Source organism: Streptomyces sp. NPDC097619 (genome assembly GCF_040302735.1).
Lineage (GTDB): Bacteria > Actinomycetota > Actinomycetes > Streptomycetales > Streptomycetaceae > Streptomyces.
This window is the reverse complement of the sequence record NZ_JBEOSD010000206.1, coordinates 1-12481: the sequence shown is the minus strand read 5'-3', so window position 1 is coordinate 12481 and position 12481 is coordinate 1. Positions and strand designations below refer to the sequence as shown.

13 protein-coding genes are annotated in these 12481 nt (G+C 73.2%); 4 read left to right on the top strand and 9 right to left on the bottom strand.

Features of this window, described 5'->3' with window-relative positions; all coding sequences use genetic code 11:
- Nucleotides 1–79: 79 nt before the first annotated feature.
- The 7 genes from ABTZ17_RS33600 to ABTZ17_RS33570 form a co-directional block, all read right to left on the bottom strand.
- A complete protein-coding gene (locus ABTZ17_RS33600; RefSeq protein WP_352199591.1) occupies nucleotides 80–1714 on the bottom strand; it encodes an alpha/beta hydrolase in 1635 nt (544 codons plus the stop codon).
- 160 nt (nucleotides 1715–1874) lie between these two features.
- Nucleotides 1875–2636, bottom strand: a complete 762-nt coding sequence (locus tag ABTZ17_RS33595) for an urease accessory protein UreD (RefSeq protein WP_352199593.1) — start codon at nucleotides 2634–2636, stop codon at nucleotides 1875–1877.
- A 125-nt stretch (nucleotides 2637–2761) separates the two neighbouring features.
- Nucleotides 2762–3460, bottom strand: coding sequence for an urease accessory protein UreG (gene ureG / locus ABTZ17_RS33590; RefSeq protein ID WP_352199590.1), 699 nt, complete (start codon nucleotides 3458–3460; stop codon nucleotides 2762–2764).
- A 77-nt stretch (nucleotides 3461–3537) separates the two neighbouring features.
- Nucleotides 3538–4212, bottom strand: a complete 675-nt coding sequence (locus tag ABTZ17_RS33585; RefSeq protein WP_352199589.1) for an urease accessory protein UreF — start codon at nucleotides 4210–4212, stop codon at nucleotides 3538–3540.
- Nucleotides 4212–5933 carry an urease subunit alpha gene (locus tag ABTZ17_RS33580; RefSeq protein WP_352199588.1) on the bottom strand — a complete coding sequence of 574 codons (1722 nt, stop codon included), beginning with the start codon at nucleotides 5931–5933 and terminating at the stop codon, nucleotides 4212–4214. The genes ABTZ17_RS33585 and ABTZ17_RS33580 overlap by 1 nt, the downstream gene beginning before the upstream one ends.
- Complete coding sequence (locus tag ABTZ17_RS33575; RefSeq protein WP_352199587.1) at nucleotides 5926–6237, bottom strand: urease subunit beta; 312 nt, start codon at nucleotides 6235–6237, stop codon at nucleotides 5926–5928. The genes ABTZ17_RS33580 and ABTZ17_RS33575 overlap by 8 nt, the downstream gene beginning before the upstream one ends.
- A 13-nt stretch (nucleotides 6238–6250) precedes the next feature.
- Nucleotides 6251–6553, bottom strand: coding sequence for an urease subunit gamma (locus ABTZ17_RS33570; RefSeq protein WP_352199592.1), 303 nt, complete (start codon nucleotides 6551–6553; stop codon nucleotides 6251–6253).
- A gap of 923 nt (nucleotides 6554–7476) precedes the next feature.
- Between ABTZ17_RS33570 and ABTZ17_RS33565 the strand changes: the two genes are divergently transcribed.
- Nucleotides 7477–7953, top strand: coding sequence for a C40 family peptidase (locus ABTZ17_RS33565; RefSeq protein WP_352199586.1), 477 nt, complete (start codon nucleotides 7477–7479; stop codon nucleotides 7951–7953).
- A gap of 153 nt (nucleotides 7954–8106) precedes the next feature.
- Here the strand turns inward: ABTZ17_RS33565 and ABTZ17_RS33560 are convergent, their stop codons facing one another.
- Nucleotides 8107–8571 carry an ATP-binding protein gene (locus ABTZ17_RS33560; protein WP_352199585.1) on the bottom strand — a complete coding sequence of 155 codons (465 nt, stop codon included), beginning with the start codon at nucleotides 8569–8571 and terminating at the stop codon, nucleotides 8107–8109.
- Nucleotides 8572–8808: 237 nt separating this feature from the next.
- Here ABTZ17_RS33560 and ABTZ17_RS33555 point away from each other — a divergent pair, with 237 nt between their 5' ends.
- Both ABTZ17_RS33555 and ABTZ17_RS33550 read left to right on the top strand, forming a co-directional pair.
- Nucleotides 8809–9687, top strand: a complete 879-nt coding sequence (locus tag ABTZ17_RS33555) for a helix-turn-helix domain-containing protein (protein ID WP_352199584.1) — start codon at nucleotides 8809–8811, stop codon at nucleotides 9685–9687.
- A 9-nt stretch (nucleotides 9688–9696) separates the two neighbouring features.
- Nucleotides 9697–9933 carry a DUF397 domain-containing protein gene (locus ABTZ17_RS33550; RefSeq protein ID WP_352199583.1) on the top strand — a complete coding sequence of 79 codons (237 nt, stop codon included), beginning with the start codon at nucleotides 9697–9699 and terminating at the stop codon, nucleotides 9931–9933.
- 36 nt (nucleotides 9934–9969) lie between these two features.
- On the opposite strand, the gene ABTZ17_RS33545 is transcribed toward ABTZ17_RS33550, so the two are convergent.
- Nucleotides 9970–11187 (bottom strand): 8-amino-7-oxononanoate synthase, encoded by a 1218-nt coding sequence (locus ABTZ17_RS33545; protein WP_352199582.1) that lies wholly within the window; start codon nucleotides 11185–11187, stop codon nucleotides 9970–9972.
- Between the two features lie 148 nt (nucleotides 11188–11335).
- Between ABTZ17_RS33545 and bioB the strand changes: the two genes are divergently transcribed.
- Nucleotides 11336–12481 (top strand): biotin synthase BioB (gene bioB, locus ABTZ17_RS33540; RefSeq protein ID WP_352199581.1); only part of this gene is annotated, 1146 nt, incomplete at its 3' end.

Below are 12481 nucleotides of genomic sequence, written 5' to 3'. Positions count from 1 at the left end.
ACACCCCCGAGGACGGCACCACCGTCGGCGTGGGCATGCCGGTCTCCATCAACTTGCAGGGGCGGACGGGCCGGAGCCGTCAGCGCTGCGGCAGCGCGGGCAGGTCCGACAGGGCCGGGGCCTTGGCGGCCGCGGCGGTCGGGACCGGGGTGGCGTGCGGGGCGCACACCACGTCACGGGCGTCGACCTTGCCGGTGAGCAGGTAGGCGTCCACGCGGCTGTTGATGCAGGCGTTCAGCAGGCTGGTGACGCCGTGCGAACCGGCGCCCTTCTCGGTGATCAGGCGCGAACCCGCGAGGCGCTTGTGCAGCTCGACGGCACCCTCGTACGGGGTGGCGGCGTCACGGGTGGACTGGACGATCAGGACGGGCGGCAGACCGCGCTTGGCACCGACCTCGATGGGGGTGTGCTGCTCGGACTTCCAGGTGGCGCAGGGGAGGTTCATCCAGGCGTTGGCCCAGGTCATGAACGGGTGCTTCTTGTGCAGCTCGGTGTTGTCGCGGTCCCAGCGCTTCCAGCTGGTGGGCCACTTGGCGTCCGTGCACTCCACGGCGGTGTAGACGGCGTTGCCGTTCTCCGCGGAGATGTTGCCCGGGATGTCGGTCATGTCCGGGGAGGCCGCGTCGACCAGGGCCTGGACGTTGCCCTTGAGGTACTCGCTCCAGATCTGGGCGGTGGGCACCCAGGCGGAGTCGTAGTAGGGGGCGCTCTGGAAGAAGCTGATCAGCTCGGCCGGGCCGACCTTGCCGCCGAGGGGGTTCTTCTTGGCGGTGGCGCGCAGCTTGAGCCACTGGCGCTCGACCTTGGCGGGGGTGTTGCCGATGTGGAAGACGGCGTCGTTCTTGGCGACCCACTTCTTCCAGTCGTTCCAGCGCATCTGGAAGGCGACGTCCTGGTCGAGGTTGGCCTCGTACCAGATCTTCTTCTTCGAGGGGTTGACCACGCTGTCGACGATCATGCGGCGCACGTGGGTCGGGAACAGCGTCGCGTAGACGCCGCCGATGTAGGTGCCGTAGGAGACGCCGAGGAAGTTCAGCTTCTTCTCGCCGAGCGCGGCGCGGATGACGTCGAGGTCGCGCGCGGTGTTCGGGGTGGTCATGTGCGGCAGCATCCAGCCGCTGCGCTCCTTGCAGCCGTCCGCGTACTCGGCGGCGAGCTTGCGCTGGGCGCGCTTGTCGGCCTCGGAGTCCGGGACCGGGTCGAGCTTGGGCGCCTTCACGAACTCCTGCGGGTCGATGCAGGAGATCGGGGTGGAGTGGCCGACGCCGCGCGGGTCGAAGCCGACGAAGTCGTACGCCTTGGCCGTGTTCGCCCAGAGCGGGTTCTTGGTGGTGACCCGGCGCGGGAAGCGGAGGCCGGAGCCGCCGGGACCGCCCGGGTTGTAGACGAGCGCGCCCTGGCGCTCGGACTTGGTGCCGGTGTTGCCGATGCGGTCGACGGCCAGCTCGATCTGCTTGCCGTTCGGCTTGGCGTAGTCGAGCGGCACCTTGACGAAGCCGCACTGGATGGGGGCTTCGAGGCCCCAGTCGGCGGGACACGCCTTCCAGGCGATGCCCTTGCGGGCGGCCTTGGCCGCCGCGATCGCCACGCCGCGGGCCTCGGAGGTGGTCCGGCTCCGGGTGTCCGCCTGCGCGGACGGGGCGACGACCGCCCCCGCGATGAGCGTGCCCGCTATCAGAGTGCCGGCTCCGCCGAGCACTGCTGTGCGTATCACGTGGTACTCCCCCTGCGTCATATGGGGCCCTTACGGGCCTCGTTGTGGTCTGACTGCAGACGGATCCTTTCGCCTGAACCGTCCCTGACAACAGACCGCCGGCCTGTTCTTTACCAAGCCGATAACCGGACCGGCGAGTACCGCTGAGCGGTACCGCCGTTCACCAGGCATACATCTCCGTGGCGGAGTCCAGGAGTTCGCGCAACCGGAGGGCGTCCGTGGCCAGTACCGTCACCAGGACGGCCGGTCCCGCCAGCGGGGCGGCGACGGCGTGGTCCCCCAGGATCCGCGCGGGGGGCGGCTCCTCGGCGAACCGCGGGTCGACCACCAGGAGCTGGCCGAGGGCCCTGTGCCCGGCCAGCCCCGCCGGCCCGTCCCAGCCCCCCGGGGCGCCGGGGCCGCAGCTCAGCTCCTGGTCCAGCAGGTGGCGCCCGGCCAGGTGTGCGGTCAGACGGCTGCGGAGCAGGCCCGACTCCTCCCCGGCCCGGCCCAGCACCTGTTCCTCCCGGTACAGCAGCCGGGCACCGGCGGCGAGCCGGATCCGGGTGTGGACCCGCAGGTCGCTGCCGCGGACGGAGACCAGGGGTTCGGGGAGCCAGCGCAGCGCGGCCCCGTCGGCGAGGTCCAGGTCCACCGCGTAGTGGGCGGGTTCGCCGCCCCGGCCGGGCAGGGCGAGGGTGGCCGCGGCGGAGGTCAGGCGGAGTGCGGCCCCCGGCTCCAGGGAGGCCCGGACGACGAGCCGGTCCCCGCCGAGCGGGGCGCTCATCGCCCCGACCAGCGTCACGCCGGCCTCGGTACCGGAACCGCGGACGCGGCGCAGTGCCAGCGGGCCCTCGCCCGCGAGCAGGGGCAGGACGGTGCCGCCCCGACCGTCCCGGACCGCCCGGATCCGGGCGGTGGCGCGGAGCCCGGTCGCGGGCAGCGGCGCGGATCCACGCGGGGGCACGGCGCCCGGGGCCGCGGGAGCCGCGGGCGCGGTGCGGACGGCGGAGGCGGTACCGGCCGCCGGGGCCGTGGGCGCGGCCGGTCCCGTGGGCGGGCCGACGCTCACGGCCGGGGCGCCTTCCAGTCCGCCAGCCGGGCCCGGACCCAGGCGCCGACCTCGGCCACGCCCTCCTCGCCGCGCAGCGACTGGAAGACCACGGGCAGGTCGCCCCGCTGCTCCTTGGCGTCCCGGGCCATCCGGGCCAGGTCGGAGCCCACGTACGGGGCGAGGTCGGTCTTGTTGACCACGAGCAGGTCGGCGGTGGTGACCCCGGGGCCGCCCTTGCGCGGGATGTCGTCCCCGCCCGCCACGTCGATCACGAAGACCTGCGCGTCCACCAGGCCCCGGGAGAAGGTGGCCGTGAGGTTGTCCCCGCCGGACTCTACGAGGACCAGGTCCAGCGGGTGCGTCTCGCGGAAGGCGTCCTCCAGCTCCTCGACGGCCTCCAGGTTGGCGGAGATGTCGTCGCGGATGGCGGTGTGCGGGCAGGCACCGGTCTCCACGGCGGAGATCCGCTCCGGGGGCAACACGGCCTCGCGGAGGAGGAACTCGGCGTCCTCGCGCGTGTAGATGTCGTTGGTGACCACGGCCAGCGAGAGTTCGGCGCGCAGCTCCCGGCAGAGGGCGGCCACGGTGGCCGTCTTCCCGGAGCCCACCGGCCCGCCGAGGCCGATGCGGAGGGCGCGCCGGACCCCGTCGCGGACGGCGGGGGCGCTGTGGGTGTGGCGGTGGGGGAAGTCGGAGGAGTGGTCGAGGTGCATCGGGCGGTCCCTTCGGTGGTGGTGCGGGGAGGGCGCGTCGGTGGGTCGGGCCGGTGGCGGCTCGGTGGCCGTACCGGTCAGGAGGCGAACAGCCGGACCGGCCAGGCCGCGTGCTGTTCGGCGGTGAGGTCGAGCAGCGGGGAGGAGGCCGCGGGCAGCGCGTCCACCCCTTCGGAGCGGGCCCGGTGCGCGGCGGCGACGGCCCGCTCCGCCGTGGCGTCGAGGGCGGGCGCGAGCCGGGCCAGGACGGCCGTGGCCTCGAAGGGGTCCAGGCCCAGGAGGCGCACCGTCGCCGTGGACGGTCCGCTCACGGCCTCGTAGCCGGCGGCGTGGGCGGCGTCCACCGGGGCCAGTCCGGCGGCGCGGGCGGTCAGGCCGAGCACCACCGGCTGGTGGGCCCCGCGCGGGAAGGCCGCCGCCACGCGGTCGAGTCCGGGGTCGGGCCAGACGGCGCGGGCGGCCCGCGTCAACTGCCGGCCGAGCCGCCGGGAGGTGGTCCGCAGGGCCGGGGAAGGGGTACGGGCGTCCGCGGCCGCGTCCAGCTCCGCCGGGTCCAGGCCGAGGGCGGCCGCCGCGGCCAGCGCCGCCGCGGTCAGACCGGTGGTGTGCAGCCGTCCCCGGCAGAACTCCTCCAGTTCCGCGGCGTCGGTGATCCGTCCCGCCTTCACGGCGGCCTCGGCCCCGCCGGAGTGCGCGTGACCTCCGGCGGGGAAGCGGCCGTCGGCCAGGACGAGCAGGGTGGCGCGGCTCATCAGAAGAGGAAGTAACGCTGGGCCATGGGCAGTTCCGCGGCGGGCGCGGGCTCCACCGCCTCCCCGTCGATGGTGACGGTGAAGGTGTCGGCGTCCACTTCCACCCGCGGCCGGGCGTCGTTCTCGCGCATGTCGGCCTTGGTCACCCCGCGGGTGCTCTCGATGGCCACGAAGCTCTTGCCGAGACCGAGGCGTTCGGGGAGGCCGTCCTCCAAGGCCGCGACGGCGGTGAAGTTGACCGAGTTGCGGGCCGGGGCGCGGCCGTGGGCGCCGAACATCGGCCGGGGCAGGACCGGCTGGGGGGTGGGGATGGAGGCGTTGGCGTCGCCCATCTGCGCGTAGGCGATCTGGCCGCCCTTGATGACGAGCAGCGGGCGGACCCCGAAGAAGGCCGGGTCCCACAGGACCAGGTCGGCGAGCTTGCCGGTGGCCACCGATCCGACCTCGTGGCCGATGCCCTGGGCCACGGCCGGGTTGATCGTGTACTTGGCCACGTAGCGGCGGGCCCGGTGGTTGTCGGCCCGGCCGTCGCCCGGCAGGGGGCCGCGGCGCTTCTTCATGACGTGCGCGGTCTGCCAGGTCCGCATCACGACCTCGCCGATGCGGCCCATGGCCTGGGAGTCGGAGGAGATCACGGAGATGGCTCCGAGGTCGTGGAGGACGTCCTCGGCGGCGATGGTGGAGGGCCGGATCCGGGACTCGGCGAAGGCCAGGTCCTCGGGCACGGCGGGGTTGAGGTGGTGGCAGACCATCAGCATGTCGAGGTGTTCCTCGACGGTGTTGACGGTGTGCGGTCGGGTCGGGTTGGTGGAGCTGGGCAGGACGTTCGCCTCGGAGACCACGGTGATGATGTCCGGGGCGTGCCCGCCGCCCGCGCCCTCGGTGTGGTAGGCGTGGATGGTGCGCCCGGCGATGGCGGCCAGGGTGTCGCCCACGAACCCGGCCTCGTTGAGGGTGTCGGTGTGGATGGCGAGCTGGGCCCCGGTCTCCTCGCAGACCCGCAGGCAGGCGTCGATGACGGCGGGGGTGGCCCCCCAGTCCTCGTGGATCTTGAACCCGAGGGCTCCGCCGCGCAGTTGCGAGTACATGGCCTCGCGGGAGGTGGTGTTGCCCTTGCCGAGCAGGCCGATGTTGACCGGGTGGCCGTCCAGGGCCTCGAACATGGCCGCCAGATGCCAGGGGCCGGGGGTGACGGTGGTGGCCTTGCTGCCCTCGGCGGGTCCCGTGCCGCCACCCACCAGGGTGGTGATCCCGGTGGCCAGGGCGGCGTCCAGCAGGGTCGGGGAGATGAAGTGGACGTGGGTGTCGATGGCCCCGGCGGTCAGGATGCGGCCGTTGCCGGAGATGATCTCGGTTTCGGGGCCGATGACGAGGGTGGGGTCCACCCCGTCCATGGTGTCGGGGTTGCCCGCCTTGCCGATGCCGGTGATCCGGCCGTCGCGCAGCCCCACGTCGGCCTTGACCACGCCCCAGTGGTCGAGGATGACGGCCCCGGTGATGACGGTGTCGGGGGCGCCCTCGGCCCGGGTGGTGCGCGCCTGGCCCATGGACTCGCGGATGACCTTCCCGCCGCCGAAGACCGCCTCGTCCCCGGATCGGCCGGGGCCGCCGCAGCGGTCCTCCTCGATCTCGATGAGGAGGTCGGTGTCGGCGAGCCGGATCCGGTCCCCCGTGGTGGGTCCGAAGAGGTCGGCGTAGCCGGGGCGGGTCAGTTCAGCCATCGAGGGGACCTCCGGTCTCTCCGCGCAGGCCCGGCACGACGCGGGCCCCGGCGAGCGGGACCAGTTCCACGGCGACGGGGATGCCGGGTTCGAAGCGGACGGACGTGCCCGCGGGGATGTTGAGCCGGAGTCCGCGCGCGGCGGGCCGGTCGAAGCCGAGGCCGGGGTTGGTCTCGGCGAAGTGGTAATGGGAGCCGACCTGCACGGGGCGGTCGGCGGTGTTGAGGACCGTCAGTCGGGTGACGGGCAGGCCTTCGTTGAGGAGCACGGGGCCCTCGCCGTGGAGGATCTCTCCGGGGATCACGGGTGCCGGCCCTTCAGACGATGGGTTCGTGGACGGTGACGAGCTTGGTGCCGTCCGGGAAGGTGGCCTCCACCTGTACGTCGTGCAGCATCTCGGGGATGCCGGTCATGACCTCGGCGCGGGTGAGCACCGTGCGCCCGGAGGCCATGAGCTCGGCCACGGTGCGGCCGTCCCGCGCGCCTTCCAGGATGTGCGCGGTGATGAGCGCGACGGCCTCGGGGTGGTTGAGCAGCAGGCCGCGGGCGCGACGCCGCTCGGCGACGTCGGCGGCCACGTGGACCAGGAGGCGTTCCTGTTCGTGCGGGGTCAGTTGCACAGCTGTCACCTGCTTCGTGGGGGATCCTCGACGGGGAGGACCGGGGGCTCGGGCCTGTCACCGGGGCCCGGGGCCGGGGATTCGCCGCGGTCCGAGCGGGACCCTAACCGGCTGCAACAGTTTGTTGACCTTTGCATGTCCATCCCAAGGATCTCCTTGCCGCTCGCGGGGAGATCCTTTTCCTTCGGGCGACCGCGGCTTTGCCGAGCCGCCACCGCAAGGACGTTAGGCCGCACCCTTTTCGGGGGCGTTAACCCAGGTTTCGGGCGGGCGACGAAACCCGGACGGGCACACCGGTGCGCCACTTCCGTATACGGCGGAACGCGACGACCTTCGCGGGGAACATCGCGACGGAGCGTACACGGAGCGCGACACCCGGTCACTCCGCGCCGGGCCGGCGGAGTTCGCGCCCGCCCCGGACCGGGCCCCGGAGTGGACGGAAGTCGACACGCCCTCACCCGTTCGGCGTAGCGGACGACGGAGGCGGACCGCGCCCCGAGTTGCGCACAAGTGAGGTCGCGTCACCTCTCCCCCGACCGTTCCCCTGCAGGTGGACCGTTTCCGGCCGCCTTCAAACGTGGCGCAAATCACCCTTGAACTGCCAAAGACCGCAGACGTGATGACTCTCACAAAGAGCCGATCCGGCTTAGTTTTCCGGCATTTCGTGGGTGAGGATCCCTGGGACGACAAGCCCCCGCCGCCGCGGCGGGGCGGTCCGGGCGGACGCCGAGTCCTGCCGCCTCACCCGGACCCCTGGTCGAAGGAGTGCATCGGCAGGAGTGGAGGACCCAGGCAGTACGGGGCGGGCGGACACCACCGTGTCCGCCCGCCCCTCGGGGTGAAGCCGCGCGAGCGGCCGGGCGAACTTCGCAGGCCCGAATCCGACAGGTCATCCTTCACAGGCGGCTGACGAAGGGTTGCGCATGTCCGCGCTCAAGAACGTTCCGTCCGTCGTGTCCAGGATGGGTGCCGCCTCGGCGCTCACCCTCGCCGTGGTCGGGGGCTCCGTGCTCCTGCCCGGCGGGAGCGGCACGGCCGAGGCGGCCGTCTCCCCCGCACAGAAGGCCCTCCAGACCGCCGCGTCGAAGAAGGGAGCCCCCTACAAGTGGGGGGCGGTGGGGCCTTCCCGGTTCGACTGCTCGGGGCTGACGCTCTACTCGTACAAGCAGGCGGGCAAGACGCTGCCCCGGACGGCGGCGCAGCAGTACAACAAGACCGCGCGCATCGGATCCACCGCCCGCAAGCCCGGGGACCTGGTCTTCTTCCACTCCCGCGGGAGCGTCTACCACGTGGGCATCTACGCGGGCTCGGGCAAGGTCTGGCACTCGCCCAAGGCCGGTTCCACGGTCCGGTTGGAGAAGATATGGACCTCCAGCGTCAAGTACGGCCGCGTCCGGTGATCCGGGGCGCGTGACCCCGTCCCGGCGCACGGCGGCGCGCCGGCACGCGGGTCACGCCCGCACGGGTCGCGCGGGGCGGGGCTGACCGCCGCGGCTCCGCGCGACCCGGAGGGATCCGGATTCCCGCCCGGTCCGCCGCTCCGCCCCTCTGGGTCAGAGCAGCGGGCCGGGCCCGGCCGTGACGGGGGTCGTGGCCGTGGCGGCGGGCCAGGGCAGCTCGATCCACACGGTCTTGCCGCCCTCCTCGGTCGGGCTGACCGAGAGCCTGCCGCCGGCCTCCGCCGTCAGCCAGCGGATGATCCTCATGCCGCGCCCGTTGTCCTGCTGCACGGCGGCGGGCAGCCTGCGCGGCCAGCGCGGATGGCTGTCCGTGACGCCGACCCGCAGCAGTTCCCCGCGGTCCAGGCCGACTTCCACGGTGAAGACCGGGGACTGGCCGAAAGTGTGCTGCACGGCGTTGGTGGCCAACTCGGAGACGATCAGCCGGACGGTGTCCCCGGTCACGTGCCCCTCGGGCAGCCCCCAGTCCCGCAGGGCTTCGGCGACATGGGCGCGGGCGGCCGGGACCGAGGCCGGATCGCTGGGCAGAGTGACGGATACTTCCTGGTGGTCTGCCATGGGCGCTGTCCCTTTCCCACCGGGGCCGGCGGACCGGCTCAGGGCGGACGACCTCGCGGACGGCCCCGGATCTGTACTTCGCGCCAGACTGCCACCCCGTGCCCCGACCGCGCGCCCGTTACCTCAAGATCTGCATATATCTGTCGCTCAAAGCGGTGAACTCTGCTACGGAAGACCGTATTTGAGTGTAAGAACGGCAGAGCCGGCGCGGGCGCCGCCGGAGGTGAGGAGACGGGCATGCAGAACGGTCCCGCGGTGCGACGGCGGCAGCTCGGCGAGGAACTCCGCGCCCTGCGCGACCGGTGCGGCCTCACCAGTGGCGAAGCGGCCGGATTGCTGGGCTGGCATCAGTCGAAAATCAGCCGGATCGAGACCGGGCGCAGTGGCGTGAAGCCGGGGGACGTGGGGCTGCTCCTGGACGCCTACGGGGTGACCGGTGTCCGGGAACGGGCCCTCCTGGAGGCCCTGGCGGCCTCGGCGGCCAGCACGGGGCCCGGTGGCGGCGGGGCGGACCGGCAGTGGTGGCACGAGTACCGGGGCCTGCTGCCGCAGGAGTACCGGGACTTCATCAGCCTGGAGGCGGGGGCGAAGGCGGCCCGGACGGTGGAGCTCTCGGTGGTGCCGGGGCTGCTCCAGACCCCCGCGTACGCACGCGCGGTGACCAGGGCCGCGCTGGGCGGACTGCCGGAACCCAAGGTGGACGCCCTGGTGGACGTGCGGATGACCCGGCAGGCGGTGCTGCGCGCGGATCCCCCGCTGGAGTTGAGCGCGGTGCTCGACGAGGCGGTGCTGCGACGGCAGATCGGCGGCCCGGAGGTGATGGAGGGTCAGCTGCGGCACCTGGCGGAGGTGTCCCGGCTGCCCCAAGTGAGCCTCCAGGTGCTTCCGTTCAGCGTGGGGGGTCATCTCGGCCTGACAGGACCGTTCGTCATCTTCTCATTTCCGAACATCGCCGATCTGGACGTGGTTGTTCTCGACCATTTGACGAGTAGCCTCTATCTGGAGCGGAAGGAAGACATCGAGGCGTACGGCGCCGCATTCCGTACCATCCAGGCGCACGCCCTCCCGCCCCGAGACTCGTCGGACCTCATCAGCCGGATCGCTGACGGCGCGTAAGGAGGCACCATGTCCGCAACCCCCTTATCCACCGGCGGACTTCTGAACGGCGCACGATGGCGGCGCAGCAGCCGCAGTACGGGAATGAACAACTGTGTCGAAGCGGCGACCCTGACGGGCGGCCTGCTGGCCGTCCGTGACTCCAAGCGGACCGAGGGCCCCGCCCTGGTCTTCACGGGTCCCGCCTGGGACGGGTTCCTGCTCTTCGTCCGGGCCGACCTGCCCGACGTCGAGCTCCGCCCCTAGCCCCGCCACGTCGGGCACGACCCCGCACGTCCCCCGTCAGGCCGTGGAACCGGCGGCGGGAGCGGTCCGCAGGACCGTGTCCACCGCGCGGGCGATCTCGTCCCCCGTGAGATCGGCGCGTGCGGTCAACCGCAGCCGGGAGATGCCGTCGGGTACGGACGGCGGCCGGAAGCACCCCACGGACAGTCCCGCCCCGCGGCAGTCGGCGGCCCAGCGCAGTGCCGCCGACGGAGACGGGGCCCGAACCGAGACCACCGCCGCGTCCGGCCTGGCAGCCGTCAGGCCGGCCGCGGTGATCCGCTCGTACAGCTCCGCGGCCACCTCCCGGACCCGCCCGGCCCGTTCGGGCTCGGCCCGCAGCAGCCGCAGCGCGCCGAGGGCCGCGCCGGTGGCCGCGGGCGCCAGACCGGTGTCGAAGATGAAGGTCCGCGCGGTGTTGACCAGGTGGTGGATCACCCGGGCCGGCCCGAGGACCGCCCCGCCCTGGCTGCCCAGCGCCTTGGAGAGGGTCACCGTGGCCACCACGTCCGGGTCCCCGGCGAGCCCGGCCGCCGCGAGCGCCCCGCGCCCGCCCTCGCCCAGCACCCCGAGCCCGTGGGCGTCGTCCACGAGCAGGGCCGCCCCGTACTCCCGGCAGGCCGCCGCGTACCCGGCCAGCGGGGCCGCGTCCCCGTCCACGGAGAACACCGAGTCCGTCACGACCAGCGCCCGACCGCCCTCGCGCACCGCGTGGGCCTCCAGGGTCTTGGCCACGGCCGCCGGGTCGGAGTGCGGCACCACGGCCGTCTCGGCCCGCGACAGACGGCAGCCGTCCACGATCGAGGCGTGGTTCGCGGCGTCCGAGACCACCAGGGCCCCGCGTCCGCTCAGCGCGGTCACGGCGGCCAGGTTGGCGGCGTACCCCGAGGACAGCACCAGCGCGGCCTCGAAGCCGCAGAACGCGGCGAGTTCGCGCTCCAGCTCCGTGTGCAGTTCGGTGGTGCCGGTGACCAGCCGGGAGCCGGTGGCCCCGGCGCCCCAGACCCGGGCCGCCTCGGCCGCGGCGGCCGTCACCGCGGGGTGGCCGGACAGACCCAGGTAGTCGTTGCCCGCCAGGTCCAGCAGGGAGGAGACCGCCGGGCGGGGGCGCAGCGTCCGCACCAGTCCGGCCCGCTCCCGGGCCGCCTCGGCCTCGTCGATCCAGGCGAACACGTCCCGGCGGCCCGGCTCGGGGCGGGCTGCGGCGGGCAGGTGCGGGGTGGCGTCCTCGGGCATCGGCGGGGTCCTCGCGATTTGTCGGCTGTCCACAGACCCTAGCCTTCGGCCTTGCGCCGGGTGGTGTGGCGATGCACACACCGCGATCAGACGAAGTTGTAGCTTCTCTCCTTGGCCGGGGGCGGTGCCGTAGGTCAGGATCAGGCCCATGGACCTGCTGAACACCCTGGTGGACAAGGGGCTCCGGCGTGAGCTGCCGACCCGCGAAGAGGCGCTCGCCGTGCTGGCGACCTCCGACGACGACCTGCTCGACGTGGTGGCCGCGGCCGGCAAGGTGCGCCGCCAGTGGTTCGGGCGCCGGGTCAAGCTGAACTACCTCGTCAACCTGAAGTCCGGGCTCTGCCCGGAGGACTGCTCGTACTGCTCCCAACGGCTGGGCTCCAAGGCCGAGATCCTCAAGTACACCTGGCTGAAGCCGGAGGAGGCCACCGAGGCCGCCGCCGCGGGTGTCGCGGGCGGCGCCAAGCGGGTCTGCCTGGTGGCCAGCGGTCGCGGTCCGACGGACCGGGACGTGGAGCGGGTCTCCAAGACCATCGCCGCCATCAAGGAGTCCAACGAGGAGGTCGAGGTCTGCGCCTGCCTCGGGCTGCTCTCCGACGGCCAGGCCGAGCGCCTCCGCGAGGCCGGGGCCGACGCCTACAACCACAATCTCAACACCTCCGAGGCCACCTACGGGGCGATCACCAAGACGCACACCTACGCGGACCGCGTGGACACCGTGCAGAAGGCGCACGCCGCCGGCCTGTCGGCCTGCTCCGGTCTCATCGCGGGCATGGGCGAGAGCGACGAGGACCTCGTCGACGTGGTGTTCTCGCTGCGCGAGCTGGACCCGGACTCGGTGCCGGTCAACTTCCTGATCCCCTTCGAGGGCACCCCGCTCGCCAAGGAGTGGAACCTCACCCCGCAGCGGGCCCTCCGCATCCTGGCGATGGTCCGCTTCGTCTGCCCCGACGTCGAGGTCCGCCTCGCGGGCGGCCGCGAGGTGCACCTGCGCACCCTCCAGCCGCTGGCCCTGCACCTGGCCAACTCGATCTTCCTCGGCGACTACCTCACCAGTGAGGGCCAGGCCGGTCAGGCCGACCTGGACATGATCGCCGACGCCGGCTTCGAGGTGGAGGGCCAGGGCACCACGACCCTGCCGCGCCACCGCGCCGACGCCGTGGCGGCCGCCGCCCCGACCGGGGGCGGCTGCGGCTCGCACGCCTCCGCCGCGCCGGAGGCCGGCGCCTCCGCCGGGGGCTGCGGCTCCCAGGGCGGCGGCTGCGGGCCCTGCGGCGGGCACGGCCACGCCGAG